This is a genomic window from Streptomyces sp. NPDC001832, from assembly GCF_040297265.1.
Taxonomy (GTDB): Bacteria; Actinomycetota; Actinomycetes; order Streptomycetales; family Streptomycetaceae; genus Streptomyces.
Genome location: NZ_JBEOYU010000071.1, coordinates 1 through 16,615 on the forward strand (window position 1 = coordinate 1; position 16,615 = coordinate 16,615).

Genomic DNA, 16,615 nt, shown 5'->3' on the forward strand with positions numbered 1-16,615 from the left:
GGCGTCCGGTGCGTGCTCTCGGCGTGCCGGCCGGAAGCCCTCGTACTGGACGTACTTGGGCTTTCGTCCGGTGCGGCGAGAGTGCGCACCGGACGCCGCGACGGGGCGAACGTTGCCTGCCGCGGCACTAGGAGAGGTTCCGGATGAATGACACCATCGCGGGCTGGCTCCAGGTGCTCGCCCTGGTGGTCGCGCTGGGTCTCTCGTTTCGCCCGCTCGGCGGCTACATGGCCCGAGTCCTGACCACCGATCACCATTGGCGGGTCGAACGCCTGATCTACAGGGCGTCCGGAGTGAACGGTGATGCCGACCAGAAGTGGTCGATCTACCTGCGCAGCATCCTGGCCTTCTCCACGGTGTCGGTACTGTTCCTGTACGCGTTCCTGCGCCTCCAGAACCATCTGCTGTTGTCCCTGGGAATGAAGCCGATCACCCCGGACCAGTCGTTCAACACCGCGGCTTCCTTCGTCACCAACACCAACTGGCAGTCGTATTCCGGCGAGTCGGCCATGGGCTATCTGGTCCAGATGGCAGGCCTCACCGTGCAGAACTTCGTCTCCGCGGCCGTGGGCATTGCCGTCGTCGCCGCGCTGATCCGCGGCTTCACCAGGAAGAAGACCGAGCGCGTCGGGAACTTCTGGGTGGACCTGACACGGATCGTACTTCGCATTCTGCTTCCCCTGGCGTTTGTCTTCGCCATCGTTCTGGTGGCCGCCGGTGCCGTTCAGAATTTCCACGGAATCCACGACATCACCACCATCGCGGGCGGGCATCAGCGCCTGACCGGGGGCCCAGTCGCCTCCCAGGAGGCGATCAAGGAACTGGGTACCAACGGCGGTGGTTTCTACAACGCGAACTCCGCACACCCCTTCGAGAACCCCAACGCCTTCACCAACCTGATCGAGATCTACCTGATGCTGGTCATCTCGTTCTCGCTGCCGCGGACCTTCGGGACGATGGTCCGCGACAACCGTCAGGGCTATGCCGTCGTCGCCGTGATGGCATTGATCTGGGGCGCATCGGTCGCCATCGTCACCGCCAACGAGCTGCACAGCGTCAGCAGCACCGCCGGTCAAGCGGCCGGCGGAATGATGGAGGGCAAGGAGACGCGGTTCGGGATCTGGGCCTCGGCCCTGTTCGCTGTGTCCACCACCCTCACGTCGTGCGGAGCGGTCAACTCCTTCCATGACTCGTACACACCGGGCGGCGGCGGAATGACGATCTTCAACATCATGCTGGGAGAGATCGCACCCGGCGGCACCGGCTCCGGGCTCTACGGGATCCTGATCCTGGCGATCGTCGCGGTCTTCGTCGCCGGGCTGATGGTCGGCCGTACGCCCGAATACCTGGGCAAGAAGCTCCGCGGCCGGGAGATGAAGTTCGCCTCCCTCTACATCCTGACCACACCCGCACTCGTCCTGGTCGGTGCGGGGCTCGCGATGGCATTCCCGGGCGAGAGGGCCGCCATGCTCAATTCCGGGCCGCACGGCTTCTCCGAAGTCCTGTACGCCTTCACATCGGCTGCGAACAACAACGGCTCGGCGTTCGCCGGGCTGAGCGTGAATACCGTCTGGTACAACACCACGCTCGGCGTGGTCATGCTCATCAGCCGGTTCCTGCCGATGGTGTTCGTCCTGGCACTCGCCGGTTCGCTTGCCGCGCAGCAGCCCGTCCCGGTGACGGCGGGCACCCTGCCCACTCACCGGCCGCAGTTCGTCGGACTGTTGACCGGCGTGATTCTCATCGTTGTCGGTCTGACGTACTTCCCCGCGCTGGCGCTGGGACCACTTGCGGAAGGCCTGCACTGATGTCGACGACCGCCGCTCCCGTTCCCACCCCGCCCGGCGCCGGGCGTCGACAACAGCGGGTCTCGGGTGGACTGCTCGACCCCAAGCAACTTCTGACGTCCTTCCCCGATGCCCTGCGCAAGCTGGATCCGCGCGTGATGGTCCACAACCCCGTCATGTTCGTGGTTGAGGTCGGGGCGGTCCTGACCACGCTGTCGGCCATCAGGACACCCAGCTTCTTCGCCTGGGTGATCACGGCATGGCTCTGGCTGACGTCCGTCTTCGCCAATCTCGCCGAAGCCGTGGCCGAGGGACGCGGCAAGGCCCAGGCCGAGACGCTGCGCCGCGCCAAGACAATGGCGACGGCCCGCCGTCTCACCGGCTGGCGACCGGGCGCGACCGACGCCGCAGAGGAGGAAGTTCCGGGCGTCGACCTCCGCCTGGGCGATCACGTCGTCGTCGAGGCCGGGCAGATCATCCCCGGTGACGGCGATGTGGTCGAGGGCATCGCCAGCGTCGACGAATCCGCTATCACGGGCGAGTCGGCGCCGGTGATCCGCGAGTCGGGCGGCGACCGGTCGGCGGTCACGGGCGGCACGAAAGTGCTCTCGGACCGGATCGTCGTACACATCACCTCGAAACCGGGGAAGACCTTCATCGACCGGATGATCGCACTCGTGGAGGGGGCCGCGAGGCAGAAGACGCCGAATGAGATCGCGCTCAACATCCTGCTGGCATCCCTCACGATCGTCTTCCTGATCGCAGTGGCGACCCTGCAGCCCTTCGCCGTCTTCGCGGGGGCCGAGCAGACCATCGTCGTCCTCGTCGCTCTCGTCGTGGCCCTGATCCCGACGACGATCGGTGCCTTGCTGTCGGCGATCGGCATCGCGGGCATGGACCGGCTCGTGCAACGCAACGTGCTGGCGATGTCCGGTCGCGCGGTGGAAGCCGCGGGTGACGTCAACACGCTTCTGCTCGACAAGACCGGCACCATCACCCTCGGCAACCGCCAGGCCGCCGAATTCCTGCCGGTGGACGGGGTGAGTGTCGAGGAACTCGCGGATGCCGCCCAGCTGTCGTCGATCGCCGACGAGACGCCCGAGGGCCGCTCGATCGTCGTCCTCGCCAAGCAGCAGTACGCTCTTCGTGGCCGTGGTGAGGGAGAACTGGCCCAGGCGCGGTTCGTACCCTTCACCGCTCAGAGCCGGATGAGCGGTGTCGACCTCAACGATCCTCAGGGAACCCGGTCTTTGCGCAAGGGCGCGGCGACGGCGGTGATGCGCTGGGTCCGTGACAACGGCGGCCATCCCACGGCACAGGTCGGCGGCATCGTCGACGGCATCTCGGCGAGCGGTGGAACCCCGCTGGTCGTGGGCGAGTTGTCTTCGCGCGGCGGTACGCCAACCGCGTGTGTCCTTGGAGTCGTCCACCTCAAGGACGTCGTCAAGGAGGGCATGCGGGAGCGGTTCGACGAGCTGCGCCGGATGGGCATCCGTACCGTCATGATCACCGGGGACAACCCGCTGACCGCGCGCGCCATTGCGCAGGAGGCTGGGGTGGACGATTTTCTCGCGGAGGCCACGCCCGAGGACAAGATGGCCCTCATCCGGCGCGAACAGGAGGGCGGCAAGCTCGTCGCGATGACGGGGGACGGTACGAACGACGCCCCGGCGCTGGCGCAGGCGGATGTCGGTGTGGCGATGAACACTGGTACCTCGGCCGCGAAGGAGGCCGGGAACATGGTGGACCTGGACTCCAACCCGACCAAGCTGATCGAGATCGTCGAGATCGGCAAGCAGCTCCTCATCACGCGTGGTGCGCTGACGACGTTCTCGATCGCCAACGACGTCGCGAAGTACTTCGCGATCATCCCGGCGATGTTCGCGGCGGTCTACCCGGGCCTGGACAAGCTGAACATCATGCGCCTGCACAGCCCGACCTCGGCGATCGCTTCCGCGATCGTCTTCAACGCGCTGATCATCATCGCCCTGATCCCGCTCGCGCTGCGCGGCGTGCGATACCGGCCGGCCTCCGCCGCACAACTGCTCAGCCGCAACATCTGGATGTACGGGCTCGGCGGGCTGGTGCTGCCATTCGTGGGCATCAAGCTGCTGGATCTCTGCATCCAGTTCCTCCCCGGCCTGCACTGACAGACGGCCGACAAGAGAAGAAAGGTGATCCCGCACCGTGCGCACCATCGTTCCCCACGTACTTCAGCACCATCTGGTGGCTCTGCGGATGCTGCTGGCGTGCACCTTGATCACGGGCATCGCCTATCCGCTGCTCGTCACCGGCATCGCCCAGGCCGGCTTCTCCCGCCAGGCCAACGGCTCCATGCTGACGACGAACGGCAGGCTGGTGGCCTCCAGCCTGATCGGCCAGAACTTCGCCCTGCCGAAGAAGAATCCCAACGATGCGCAGGAGCCGCTGCGCCCCGATCCCAAGTGGTTCCAGCCCCGACCGTCCGTGGGCGGCTACGACCCCTTGAACTCCGGTGCCTCCAACCTGGGTCCGAACAACACCGATCTGATCAAGGCTGTCAACAACCGTCGCGCCACCGTCGCCGCCATCGAAGGGATCCCGCCCTGGTCCGTGCCCGCGGACGCCGTCACCGCCAGCGGCTCCGGGCTCGACCCGGCGATCTCCCCGGCGTACGCCTACGCACAGGCCGAGCGCGTCGCGAAGGCCCGCCACATCGCCTCCGCCAAGGTCAGGGATCTGGTCGCCCAGCACGTCCGGGGACCTGTTCTGGGATTCCTGGGGCAGCAACACGTCAACGTTGTCGAGCTCAACCACGATCTGGCCAGGCTGATCTGACTGCGCTGCGCCCCGCAGCCGATGACAATCCCCTTGGTCACAGTTCCATTGACCTCTCCTGCTAGGCTGCCTGACTGTTCCCGTCGAAAGGCTCAGATGTCGATCACTCCCGCCGATGGGGTGCTGTCGCAGACGGTGGCCTCGCTGCGCGGCGCCGGATGCGTATTCGCCGAGGACGAGGCTCAGTTGCTTCTCGACGCCGCCTCGATGCCCGGAGAGCTCGACGTGCTGGTGCGGCGCCGTGTCGCCGGCGAGCCGCTCGAAGTCATCCTCGGCTGGGCCGAGTTCTGCGGCCTGCGCGTCGAAGTGGACGCCGGTGTGTTCGTCCCGCGTCAGCGCACCCGGTTCCTCGTCGACCTCGCGGTGCAGCTTGCCCGACCGGGCTCAGTCGTCGTCGATCTGTGCTGCGGGAGCGGAGCGATCGGCGCCGCCATCGCCGCGCGGGTCGACGGGATCGAGTTGTCGTGCGCCGATGTCGACGCGAACGCGGTCAGCTGTGCTCGGCGGAACGCCGACAGCGGGGCTCACGTGTACGAGGGCGACCTCTACGATGCACTCCCGGACTCGCTGCGCGGCCGCGTGGACGTCCTGGTGGTCAACGCGCCGTACGTACCGACCGACGAGATCGCGATGATGCCTCCCGAGGCGCGCGAGTACGAACCGAGGCACGCGCTCGACGGCGGCGCGGACGGCGTCGAGATGCACCGACGGGTCGCTGCCGAAGCAGCGCGGTGGCTGGCGCCGGGCGGCAGCCTGCTGATCGAGACCAGCGAGGAGCAGTCGCCGCTCACGGCCCAGGCGATGGCCGACCACGGACTCGTCCCCCGCGTGTTGTCGAACGAAGAGATGTACTGCACCGTCGTCGTCGGGGTCAGTCCGTAGGGAGCGTTTTCCGGTGGCCCTCTGACGTCGGTCAGGATCGGCAGCGAGCCACGCAACCTCGCCTTCGGCGCCCCCGCGACGCAGAGCAGCACCGAATACGGCGGGGCCGCCGAGCGGGCGCGCAGGAAGCGTGCGCCGGGGCGTGGCCGCCCGGTCAGACGTCACCCGACAGCCTCTAAAGTGACAACTCGGCCGTCAGCCAGCGGAAGACATGCGGCACCTGACGTTGCCACAGCCCGGTGGTGTGCGCCCCGTTCACCTCGGACACCACCACGCGCGTCGGGGGTGCTGCCGCCCGCCGCAGCGCGAGGCCGTCGCGGTAGCCGTCGTTGCGCCCGCCCGAGAGGTATAGCGCGACGCGCGGCGGGGTGGTGGCGTGGCGCAGGATCCACAGCGGGTTGTTGACCCGCCGCAGCTCCGGGTCCCGGCCCGTGAGAGAGACCCGCTCGGCGGCCGGGTCGTTGTACCCGGAGAGGCTCACGGCGGCCCGGTACCGGTCGGGGTGGGAGAGCGCCATCTTCACGGCGCAGTGTGCCCCGGCCGAGTACCCGGCCACCGCCCAGCCGCTCGCACGGCTCTGTGCGCGGAAGGTGTCGGTCACTATCTGCCGGACGTCCACACTCAGCCAGGACTCGGCGTTTACGACGCCCGGCACATTGGCGCACCCGGTGTCCTGCCCCGCCAGCAGATTGGTTCGCGGCTCCACGAGGATGAACGGGGCGATCTCCCCACTCCGCATCCCGGCCTCCAGCTGCGACTGCACGCGCAGGCTGCTGAACCACGCCTTCGCCGATCCGGGGAAGCCGCCGAGGAGCTCGACCACGGGGAACTTCCGGTGCCGGTAGGCCGGTTGGCCGTACTGTGGCGGCAGCCATACGTACGCCTCGCCGCGCACCCCCGACACCCGACCACTCAGCTGGGTGACGCGGACGCCTCGGCCCATCCGGGCGTCGTGCGTCAGGCTGAAGTCCTGGACGACCTTCGGCTCATTCGCCAGGTCCCGGTGATCCCCGAGTCCGTCGCGCCTGAGGTCCGGCGCGGCAACGATGTGGTGTCCGGTGCCGAGCAGGTCGGCCCAGCTGTCGTACAGGCCGTTGGTGTTGTTGACCACCACGAAGACGCTCAGCACGGCTGCCGCCTGCGCGAGGACGACCATCACCAGACGGACCGCACCGCGCACCACGGCGGGGCCCCGTAACCGGCTCCACATCAGCAGGGGAAGCAGCACGGTGGCCACAGCCAGCGCGATCGTCACCAGGAAGAAGGGTGTCCCCGTCAGGCTCATCACGCCTGTGAGGATGCCGTATGCACCGCGATGGTTTACCCGCCTTTCCGCCTTTTTACGTCGGACGCGAGAGGCCAGGGAACAATGTGTTGACGCCAGGAACCGTCAGCCCGTGTCCTCCTGAACGGCTGGGCGGGTTCGCTACGCGGCGCCGCTCCGTCACTCCACCGTGATCGCCTGCACCGGGCAGGCGCGGGCGGCTTCCTTGACCATCGGGTCAGCCACGTCCTCCTCGTGACCGGGCAGCAGTTCACTGAAGCCGTCGTCGTCCTGGGTGAAGACCTTCGGCGCGGTCAGCGCGCACTGGCCGGCACCGATGCACACATCCCTGTCGATACTGATCCGCATCACCACCACAGCATCCTTTCCGGAAGGGGCCCGGTCACCACGCCACGGGCAGTTCGAGCATGCCCTGGATCGTGTCGCCGGGCTTGAACGGGATCTCCTCGACGGGTGCCGCCAGCCGCAGCTCCGGCAGCCGGTCGAAGAGGGTGCGCAGTGCGATCTCCAGCTCTGCCCGCGCGAGATTCTGACCGAGGCACTGATGGACCCCGAAGCCGAAGGCGACATGGTGGCGCGACTCCCGGCCGAGGTCCAGTTCGTCCGGCGACGGGTACGCGGCTTCGTCCCTGTTGATCACCGAAGTGGACAGTACGACGCCCTCACCTGCCCGGATAGTCACCCCGCCCACCTCGATGTCCTCCGTCGCCACCCGTGAGATGCCATCGGCGATGGACAGGAACCGCAGCAACTCCTCGACCGCGGCGGGCATCAGATCCTCCGACGTGCGCAACCGGTCCAGCTGGTCCGGATACTGAAGGAGAGTGAACGTACCCAGCGAGATCATGTTCGCGGTCGTCTCATGGCCCGCCACCAGCAGGATCTCGGCCAACTGGACCAGTTCGTCATGGCTGATGGCCCCGGTTTCGAGCTGCTGGGTGATGAGCTCGTCGAGCAACCCCTCGCCCCGGTCGGACCGCTTGCGCTCGATCAGCAACCGGAAGTACTCGTCGAGCTCCGCCCGCGCCGCCTCGATATCCGCAGCTCCGGGACCGCGCAGCAACTTGCGCGACCGGGACTCGAAGAAGTCGTGGTCGGCGTACGGAACGCCGAGCAGCGCACAGATCACCATTGAGGGAACGGGCAGCGCGAAGGCGCTCACCAGATCGGTGGGCGGGCCCTGCTCGATCATGGCGTCCAGCAACCTGTCCACGGTCGCCTGGATCCTCGGCCGCAATGCGGCGGTCCGCTTCACGGAGAAGCTGGGGATCAGCATCCGGCGCTGCGTGTTGTGCTCGGGGTCGTCGACACCAAGCAGTTCGATACGCCGTTTGGTGCTCCGGGCCACCCGCTCGGTGAACACCGGGAACGCGGGGTTCTCCCGGTCGGCCGACAGCCGCCGGTCGACCAGCAGCGCACGCGCCTCGGCATGCCCGGTCACCAGCCACACCCGCCGGCCGTCGAAGAGTCTGGCGGCAGAGAGCGGCCTTTGTCCGTCGTTCTGTGGCCGGTACTTTACCGGCGGGTGGTACGGGCAGGTGCGGTCCTGCGGGAAGGTCACGGTCTCAGTGTCTGCCATGGCGGACCTCGCAAAGAGGACGGTGGGGTTCCTAATCGGCTTCCCCCACTAGATGCCTCAGTCACCTAACTAGTCTACGCACTCTTCAGCCAACTCGCCGGGTGTGCGGCACCCCGGAAGCGTAACGCCGCGACACGCCTTCCGCCTCGCAAGCGCGAGGCGGAAGGAAGGGTGACGGAAAGATCTGAATAGTGGTTCACTTCTTCCATGGCCTACCGCAAAACGCCCGCAGTGCAGGACCGTCTCGCCGCCGCGAAGGACCGCCTCGTCCAGTGCGCCACGTCCGTCGTCGCCGACGTCGGCTGGGCGAACGCCTCCGTCACCGCGGTCGCCGCCGCGGCCGGAATGTCGGTCGGCTCCGTCTACCAGCACTTCCCCTCGAAGGGGGCCCTGGCCGTGGAGGTCTTCCGGCGCGCCTCGGCACGCGAGGTAGAAGTTCTCGGAGAAGTGCTCCGGGACGGCAGCGGCAACGCTGCGGAACGACTCGCGTGCGGAGTCCGTGTCTTTGCCCGCCGCGCCCTGAAACACCCTGGACTGGCCTACGCCCTGCTCGCCTCTCCAGCCGAGCCCGCGCTGGGTGAGGCCCGTTCGGAATTCCGGCGCCGCTATCGCGCAGTGTTCAGCGATGTGGTTCGCGAGGGCATCGCCGCCGGGTTGTTCCCCCAACAGGATCCGGAGGTCACGGCAGCCGCACTGACCGGCGCGATCGGAGAGGTACTGGTGGACCCGTTGTCCGCCCCCACCCGCGACAGGGCCGATCAGCTGGTCGCCGAGCTGATCGCGATGTCACTGCGCTGCGCCGGCGCTCCCTCGGCCACCACCGACTGACGGCACCCTCCGAACTCGACTTCCTCGAACTGCTCCCAGTACCGCACTGCAGGCCGTTTCGGCCAATGAATCGCCGCTCGGCCTGAGTTCGACGGCGCACAGCCCATGACCCCGCTCAGCCGACTGACGCTCGACGACAGCGAGCCGCTCCCACGCCTGTTCACTGTTCCGCCGGGAACCCGGTCCGAGGCGCCGTACCGGCCGGCCGTCCGCCTCCGGCCGCGTGCCGGTACTCACGGCCCGGCGGCACATGCGGTGGCAGTCGGCCGGTCCTGACGTGGAAGACATGCCGACCGCCCACTCGGCTCGCTCAGCTACCGTGTGCTGCCAGCGCTCTCCCGGCTCCTGCCCTGCGACTCAACGTCTCTCGGCACAAGCCGTGTTGGCGCCGGTCAATGTCCGTGTCCACGCCTACCGCAAAGCCTTCTCATGTCCGCACCGTGTGTGCGGACCGCGCTACGACCAATGGAGTGCACGTTGAGGACGACGTTCCGTTCTCGTATCACCGCCCGGCTCGGGCGCACCTACCTGTCCAGAATTCAGAAGTACGGGATCGGTTCTTCCGCGATCAGACTGCTGCCCGAAGACCTGCTGATGCTGCTGCGCAGGGACGGCCTGGACCCGGTGGACAGGCTGGCCGGGCTCCGGACGCAAGCACCGGTGTCCAAGGTCTCGCTGCCGTTCGGCATGGACGCCTGGGTGGTCACCGGCTACGAGGAGTCGAAGGCCGTCCTGGGATCGGCCGACGGGTTCAGCACCGACTTCGCCCACCTCGCGACCAACGCAGGAGTCGCAGCGGAACAGAGCCCCGGCGGGCTCGGTTTCAGCGATCCTCCCGTGCATACGCGGCTGCGCCGCATCCTGACCCCGGAATTCACGATGCGTCGGCTGCGTCGCCTCACCCCCAGGATCGATGCCATAGTCGAGGAGCGCCTCGACGCGATGGAAGCCCGTCAGCGCCCGGTCGACCTGGTGCAGGAGTTCGCGCTGCCGATCCCCTCCCTGACGATCTGTGAGCTGCTCGGCGTTCCCTACGAGGACCGCCAGGACTTCCAGCAGCTGGCCATGGAGCGCTTCGACCTCTTCGGTGGGACGACCGCACCCTTCGGCGCCATGTCTCAGTCGCTGGCGTACTTCAGGAACGTGGTCAAGATGCAGCGCGAGAATCCGGGCGACGGCCTGCTCGGCGTGATCGTGAAGGAGCACGGCGACAGCGTCGACGACGAGGAACTCGCGGGCCTCGCCGACGGTGTGCTCACCGGCGGCTTCGAGACGACCGCGAGCACGATCGCCCTCGGCTCTCTGGTGCTGCTTCAGAACAAGGACGTCTTCGAGCGGATACGGACGGACGACGCAATGACCGCGCGGTTCGTCGAGGAGGTGCTGCGCTACCTCTCCGCAGTCCAGATCGCCTTCCCACGGTTCGCCCGCGAGGACATAGAGATAGCGGGGGTGGTCATTCCCCGGGGCGACATGGTGCTCTGCTCACTGAGCAGTGCCAACCGCGACACGGCGTACGTCATGGACGACGGACGCTTCGACCCTCACCGCAACACCTCAGGGCATCTCGCCTTCGGTTACGGAATCCACCGCTGCGTCGGCGCCGAACTGGCGCGCATGGAACTGCGCTCCGCCTACCCGGCCCTGGCGCGACGTTTTCCCCGGATGCACCTCGCCGTCCCGCCCCAGGACCTTGCCTTCCGCAAGCTGTCGATCGTCTACGGCATCGAATCACTGCCGGTGCAACTGCGCTGAGCGGGCGCACGCCCCCCAGGGCACTGTTCACAGGATCCGGAACGGCGACCGAGCCACCTTCGGTCGCCATCGATTCGGCGTGCTCCGCCTCCCCGCCGGGCGACGCCGTTGCGTCACGTCACCGAGTGTCGGTCAACGCGTTCGCAAGGCAGCAGCGACGGGCTCCAGAACCTCGATCGGGCGCAGCAAGTCGCCATAACTGATCGGTGGCCTGCCGGTACGGGCCATCTCCAGGAACGCTTGGAGGCCCGGCACGCAGTAGTGGGCGTCGAGAGTGAGAGTCTGCTCGACCATGGTGTCCTGAGTGAGCGCCATTGCGTGGAACGGGATCTGGTGCGTGTCGTTCGGCTTGACAAGATTCACGAGGACACGGGTGCCGCCCGCGGTGAATGACGCGGTGACTGTGGTGTCGGTGGTGTCGGTGCGTACGTCGGAGATCTCACCGGGGGCGAGCCGGAGAGCAACGTCCACCGGGTGGATGCCGTAGAAGAAGATGCCGCCGTACTCGCTGTCAGGATCGGCAGGTCCGGACGTGACGACCACGTGCGGCTGCCCGCCCCGTACAGTCCGGGCCACCAGCGCATCGGTGTCGTGAATCCAGCGGAGCGCCGAGTATGACGTGAGCGGCGCGTCATGGGCGAGCGCGGTATCGATCATGGCCTGGGCGTCCTCGACGGTGCAGGCCAGTGGCTTGTCGACGAATACCGCAAGCCCCTCGGTCAGGAAAGGGGTCGCCTGCTCGCGGTGGTGCGCGCCGTGGCGGTCCGCGACGATGACGGCATCCACAAGGCCGAGCAGGCCGGTGGGCTCGTCAACGATCTTTTCTATCCCTCCGGTGGACACCAGCATGTCGTTGCGCCGACTGTGCCCGCCACTGAGAGCCACGACGCGGGCGTCGCCGCCCGCCTCGTGGACGTTGAGGTGGCCGACGATGTGGTCGACATGAGTGTTCTCGGTGCCTACGATCCCGATACGCATCAGGAGAGGCTACCTTCACCAGCTCGGTGGCCTCGGCGGCCTCTTCCTTGCCCGGTCAACGACCGCTTGCCTCGTCCTTGTCCGCCGGGGAGAGACGGAGATGGGCCAGGTCGTGCGGGACCGGACCGTCGGGGCGGAAGAGCGGCGCGCTCTCTCCGTCGGCTGCCGTGGCCGGAGCATCGGTGAGGCGAAGGCGTGTGCGCAGCCGCCCGTAGAAGTCGTGCGGGCCGAGCCTGATGACGCGCAGACGACGCGGGGCCGCGTACACCCCGAGCCAGTCTCCGGCGTCGATCACGCCGCGCAGTTGGCCGTCGATCGTGACCGCGCCCTGGCCCGAGTGGGGCAGGACCCGCACTGCGACCGGTTCGTCCGGCGCGACGACCACTGTGCGGTTGAAGGTCATGTGCGCTGCGACGGGTGTGAAGAGGACGGCGTCCATGCGCGGTGAGACCACCGGACCGCCTGCGGCGAAGCTGTAGGCGGTCGACCCGGTGGGGGTGGCCATGATGACGGCATCGGCCGAGTACGAGGCGAGGAGCCGGCCGCCGATATAGACGCCGAGACTCACCTGCCGGTCCCGCGCGAGCTTCTCCACGACGACGTCGTTGAGGGCCGTGACGTCCAGCGCCACACCCCAGCCTTCCGCCGCGGCCTCCGCCTCCATGTCGACATGAGGCGGCGGCAGCATCGGGCGCCGTCCGTAGGCCATCAGGGCATCGATGTCCTTGGGCACTTCCAGTACGCGCGAGGCCCTCATCGTCAGCGTCATGCGCTCCTCGACGTCCGCCCGCCCCTGGTGGACGGCGTCGAGCGCCCGGACGACGTCCTCGGCCGGTACCTCGGTCAGGAAGCCGACCCGGCCCAGGTCGATCCCGAGGACGGCGGCATGGTTCTTGGCCGCGATCCTGGCACCGCGCAGAAATGTGCCGTCGCCTCCGAGTGTCACGATGAGATCGGGGTTGCCCGCGACATGGGCCTCCTCCCGTCCGCCGCGCCGGCGCGCGTCGTCGCGCCACACGTCGATGTCCGTGCACGGAACGGCTTCGCCCGCACACCAGTCGCGTACGACGCGCGCTGCGGCAACGGCCTCGGGACGGCCCTGGTGGACGACGACTCCCACCCGCTCGACGCTCATCTCGCTCCGACTCCCGTGTTTCGACGACGTGGCGATGCCCTGGCCTTACCTTGATGGTCCATGGGTGTGCGGCTTCGTCGCCGGGCCGACACACCGTCCCCGGTCAGGCGATCGGGCTCTTGAGGAGCCGAGCGTGGGTCCGGGAGCACCGCGATGCGCGGACGGCCGCGGGTGGCGCAGCCACGGTCTTGATGTCAGCCTGAAGACATGGCTTGGGCGTCATGGACGACTCGCGGTGTTTTCTCCGGGCGCGGAGGCGTGCTCACGGACGAGGCCGGCGTCCTGTACGGAGACCTGACCGTTCACACGACCTGGGCCGATGACATGGCCCAGGTCACTGTGCAGTACACGGGTGCAATCGACTGGTTCACCATGTCGGGCAGCCCCGTGCCTTGCGGCTCGGAGGATGACAGCCGGCACCTTCACGCGGCGGCGGTGGAGTCTGTCCGGGAGGGAGCGGCGGCCACGGTTCCGAGGCCTTGGCCGCAGAAGCCGCAGCAGCCGACGGAGAGCGCCCAGGAGTGACGGATACGTCGTCAGTGGCGGACGGTTACGTCGTTGGTGATGCGAACTGCTGTCCACGCGGGTGAGCAGCCGAAAGGCGGTCCCTGACCGGCGGGTGTGGTCCTTTGCGAGGGTCCTGTTCGGCCCCTCGCCACCCGTCGGTCCTGAACCGCCATCGGCGTCGCTGCGAGTCAGTAGGCGCCGGACACGTTGTCGATGGAGCCGTACCTGTCGGCGGCGTAGTTGCACGCTGCGGTGATATTGGCGACCGGGTCGTAGCTGTCCGTCGACGTACCGGGCACGTGGTAGGCACGGAACGTCGGGTCGATGATCTGGAGGAGGCCCTTGGACGGCGTTCCGGCGGCGGCGTTCGAGTCCCAGTTGTTGATGGCCAGCGGGTTGCCGGCGGACTCACGCATGATGTTGCGGTGGATGCCTTCGTAGCTGCCGGGGATGCCCTGCTGGGCCATGACGTCCAGCGACTCCTCGATCCAGCCGTCCAGATCGTTCGTGTACGCCCCGGGCTGCGCGGCCGGTGCGGCAGTGGCAGATGCGGAAGTCTTGGGCTCAGCCGGGGCGCCAATTGTCAGCTTGATGCCCGGGCGAATCAGTGCGGGGTTGTCGCCGACGATTTCTCGATTGTCCTCGTACAGCTCCTGCCAGCCACCGCTGAGGGAATGTCCCTGCGCGATCTTGGAAAGGGTATCGCCCGCGATCACGGAATAGGTGGTGGGCGCGGCCTTCTGCGCGGGATTCCCCGCGGCGGCGACGGTCGATGCCGCAGCCTTTTCGGCGGTGGCGGGCTGGGCCGGCGCGGCCGAGGCGAAGCCGGCACCGATCAGCGGAAGCATGAGAGCGGCTCCGCCCGTGGTCGCGGCGATGAGACCGCGGCTCAGTGAAGTGCGCTTACGACGGCAGTTACCCGTTGTGGGCATAGCGAATTCCTCTCCGTCGCCTACGAGGTGAGCTGTCGGGTTCGGACTGGAGATGTCCGGCCGCACGCAATGCGGCTTCACCCCGAGCCGTTCCGAATACCGGATCGGCGACTTACCTGGGTCCCCCGCTCCTGCCCTGCATGAGTGGTCGGGTTGCCGGACGGCGGCAGGATTCGGCGTTCCGCCCGGATTGACGGTGACCGTAGGCGAGAAACACCGAAAGGAACAAGTCCCTATTTTTCGATCACAATTCATTTGCAAGATCGAATCGTGGAATTGGCAGTAATCCAGCTCACGCCGCGAAGCCAAAATTCCCGGCACAGAAGGGGACCGGGCTGCGCGCCACGACACCTTGAGCTCTGAACGTGACTCGCACCACGGAGTTCTCAAAAGGGGCAATTCGGTCATTCATCGAAGGTTGCAACTCTCATCAAATGCCTCTTCATCGACCAAACAGCCACTTATAAATAAATCGCCCATATTTGGACATTTAATCGGCAAGTCGATGCGTCTCGGAACGACGGCCACGACCTGCCGTTCCTCAAGTCGGTCCGCATCACCCGCTGGCTGCTCCTTGTGGAGGATCTTCGGGACACCACCGCGGAGGATGTAGGCGACTGCTCGCCACGCCGGAAGCGGGCTGAGCAGCCGCGACGGGGTAAACCTTGCCGGTCGCGGCACTGGCTCAGTTACCGTGCCCCCGGAAACTCTGCATGCGTACGGACTGCGGGGACCTGCCCGTGCGGGGCGCCCGGCTGGGAGTGAGCGATGAACACGTCGACGGCGACGGCGGGAACGGGCGGGTTGAAGCGCCGTCTGAGCGTGTTCGACGCCGTGGTCATCGGCCTGGGTTCGATGATCGGTGCCGGCATCTTCGTCGCACCGGCGCCTGCCGCCGCGGCCGCCGGGTCCGGGCTGCTGCTCGGCCTGGGGCTGGCTGCGGGGGTCGCGTACTGCAACGCGATGTCCTCCGCCCGGCTGGCAGGTCGCTACCCGGAGTCCGGTGGCACCTATGTGTACGGCCGTGAACGCCTGGGCGACTTCTGGGGCTATCTCGCAGGCTGGGGATTCGTCGTCGGCAAGACTGCTTCCTGTGCGGCCATGTCGTTGACCGTGGGCTCGTATGTGTGGCCCGCCCAGCCGCACGCGGTGGCCGTCGCGGCGGTGGTGGCGCTGACCGCACTCAACTACACCGGTCTGCACAAGTCCGCCTGGCTGACCCGAGTGATCGTCGCGTTCGTCCTGGCGGTCCTCGCAGCGGTGGTCACCGCCTGTCTCAGTGGTGGCACGGCCGATGCCGGGCGTCTGGCCATCGGTGCGGATGCCACCGCCGGCGGAGTGCTGCAGGCGGCCGGTCTGCTGTTCTTCGCGTTCGCCGGGTACGCACGGATCGCCACCCTCGGCGAGGAGGTGCGCGACCCGCAGCGCACCATCCGCCGAGCGATCCCGCTCGCACTGGGCATCACGCTGCTCGTCTACGCGGCCGTCGCCGTCACGGTGCTGGCCGTCCTGGGACCGGACCGCCTCGCCCATGCCGCGGCCCCGCTGGCCGAGGCCGCACACGCGGCCGGCGTCCCCGGCCTCGCGCCGGTGGTACGGGCCGGCGCAGCCGTCGCCGCGCTCGGCTCCCTGCTCGCGCTCATCCTCGGTGTCTCACGCACCACCCTGGCCATGGCCCGCGACCGCCACCTGCCGTACGTCCTGGCCGCGGTGCACCCGCGCTTCAAAGTCCCTCACCGTGCGGAGGTCGCCGTCGGCGCCGTGGTCGTGGTCCTTGCCGCCACGACCGACGTTCGAGGGGCGATCGGCTTCTCCTCCTTCGGTGTCCTCGTCTACTACGCCATCGCCAACGCCGCCGCCTGGACGCTCGCCCCGGACGAAGGCCGCCCGCCCCGCATCGTGCCCGTCGCCGGCCTGGCAGGCTGCCTGCTCCTCGCCTTCGCCTTGCCGTCGGCTTCCGTCATCTCCGGCACCGCGGTGATTGCCGCCGGGGCTGTGGCCTATGGCGTACGCAGGGTTCTCGGCCGCGCACGCAACTAAGAGGTCGCGCACATAGGTGGGGTGGAGGAAGGAGCGGGGCGAGGGGCAAGCCGGGCAAGGCGGAGGAGGGAGGCGGATGGGGTCTCCCCT

14 protein-coding genes and 1 riboswitch are annotated in these 16,615 nt (G+C 67.8%); of the genes, 8 read left to right on the top strand and 6 right to left on the bottom strand.

Translation table 11 applies throughout. The annotated features are described in order from the left end of the window. Positions 1–143: 143 nt before the first annotated feature. The 4 genes from kdpA (at position 144) to ABT115_RS30085 (ending at position 5,486) form a co-directional block, all read left to right on the top strand. On the top strand, positions 144–1,808 hold the full coding sequence (gene kdpA / locus ABT115_RS30070) for a potassium-transporting ATPase subunit KdpA (protein ID WP_351796437.1): 1,665 nt from the start codon (positions 144–146) through the stop codon (positions 1,806–1,808). Then, entirely contained in the window at positions 1,808–3,937 is a 2,130-nt protein-coding gene (gene kdpB / locus ABT115_RS30075) for a potassium-transporting ATPase subunit KdpB (RefSeq protein ID WP_351796440.1), read from the top strand. The genes kdpA and kdpB overlap by 1 nt, the downstream gene beginning before the upstream one ends. A gap of 37 nt (positions 3,938–3,974) precedes the next feature. Next, positions 3,975–4,604, top strand: a complete 630-nt coding sequence (kdpC, locus tag ABT115_RS30080) for a potassium-transporting ATPase subunit KdpC (protein ID WP_351796443.1) — start codon at positions 3,975–3,977, stop codon at positions 4,602–4,604. A gap of 96 nt (positions 4,605–4,700) precedes the next feature. Next, positions 4,701–5,486 carry a putative protein N(5)-glutamine methyltransferase gene (locus ABT115_RS30085; protein WP_351796446.1) on the top strand — a complete coding sequence of 262 codons (786 nt, stop codon included), beginning with the start codon at positions 4,701–4,703 and terminating at the stop codon, positions 5,484–5,486. A 175-nt stretch (positions 5,487–5,661) separates the two neighbouring features. Here ABT115_RS30085 and ABT115_RS30090 read toward each other — a convergent pair whose 3' ends face one another. The 3 genes from ABT115_RS30090 to ABT115_RS30100 all read right to left on the bottom strand — a co-directional run bounded on the left by ABT115_RS30090 (position 5,662) and on the right by ABT115_RS30100 (position 8,350). Continuing rightward, a complete protein-coding gene (locus tag ABT115_RS30090; RefSeq protein WP_351796473.1) occupies positions 5,662–6,771 on the bottom strand; it encodes an alpha/beta hydrolase in 1,110 nt (369 codons plus the stop codon). Positions 6,772–6,930: 159 nt separating this feature from the next. After that, positions 6,931–7,119: a ferredoxin gene (locus ABT115_RS30095; protein ID WP_351796449.1), complete on the bottom strand. Its 189-nt coding sequence runs from the start codon at positions 7,117–7,119 to the stop codon at positions 6,931–6,933. Positions 7,120–7,153: 34 nt separating this feature from the next. Further along, the gene (locus ABT115_RS30100) at positions 7,154–8,350 is read right to left on the bottom strand and encodes a cytochrome P450 (RefSeq protein ID WP_351796452.1); all 1,197 of its coding nucleotides are present in this window, start codon (positions 8,348–8,350) and stop codon (positions 7,154–7,156) included. A 207-nt stretch (positions 8,351–8,557) separates the two neighbouring features. Here ABT115_RS30100 and ABT115_RS30105 point away from each other — a divergent pair, with 207 nt between their 5' ends. Both ABT115_RS30105 and ABT115_RS30110 read left to right on the top strand, forming a co-directional pair. After that, a complete protein-coding gene (locus ABT115_RS30105; protein ID WP_351796455.1) occupies positions 8,558–9,178 on the top strand; it encodes a TetR/AcrR family transcriptional regulator in 621 nt (206 codons plus the stop codon). A gap of 465 nt (positions 9,179–9,643) precedes the next feature. Further along, positions 9,644–10,933: a cytochrome P450 gene (locus ABT115_RS30110; RefSeq protein WP_351796458.1), complete on the top strand. Its 1,290-nt coding sequence runs from the start codon at positions 9,644–9,646 to the stop codon at positions 10,931–10,933. A gap of 132 nt (positions 10,934–11,065) precedes the next feature. Here ABT115_RS30110 and ABT115_RS30115 read toward each other — a convergent pair whose 3' ends face one another. Next, entirely contained in the window at positions 11,066–11,911 is an 846-nt protein-coding gene (locus ABT115_RS30115; protein ID WP_351796461.1) for a Gfo/Idh/MocA family oxidoreductase, read from the bottom strand. 55 nt (positions 11,912–11,966) lie between these two features. Next, a complete protein-coding gene (locus ABT115_RS30120; RefSeq protein WP_351796464.1) occupies positions 11,967–13,046 on the bottom strand; it encodes an NAD(+)/NADH kinase in 1,080 nt (359 codons plus the stop codon). Positions 13,047–13,253: 207 nt separating this feature from the next. On the opposite strand from ABT115_RS30120, the gene ABT115_RS30125 reads away from it, so the two are divergent. Further along, entirely contained in the window at positions 13,254–13,571 is a 318-nt protein-coding gene (locus ABT115_RS30125) for a hypothetical protein (protein WP_351796467.1), read from the top strand. 170 nt (positions 13,572–13,741) lie between these two features. Here the strand turns inward: ABT115_RS30125 and ABT115_RS30130 are convergent, their stop codons facing one another. Further along, entirely contained in the window at positions 13,742–14,485 is a 744-nt protein-coding gene (locus ABT115_RS30130) for a transglycosylase SLT domain-containing protein (RefSeq protein WP_351796469.1), read from the bottom strand. Positions 14,486–14,489: 4 nt separating this feature from the next. Then, a riboswitch (cyclic di-AMP (ydaO/yuaA leader) is annotated at positions 14,490–14,672 on the bottom strand. Positions 14,673–15,253: 581 nt separating this feature from the next. On the opposite strand from ABT115_RS30130, the gene ABT115_RS30135 reads away from it, so the two are divergent. Beyond that, positions 15,254–16,525: an APC family permease gene (locus ABT115_RS30135; protein ID WP_351796472.1), complete on the top strand. Its 1,272-nt coding sequence runs from the start codon at positions 15,254–15,256 to the stop codon at positions 16,523–16,525. Positions 16,526–16,615: the final 90 nt, after the last annotated feature.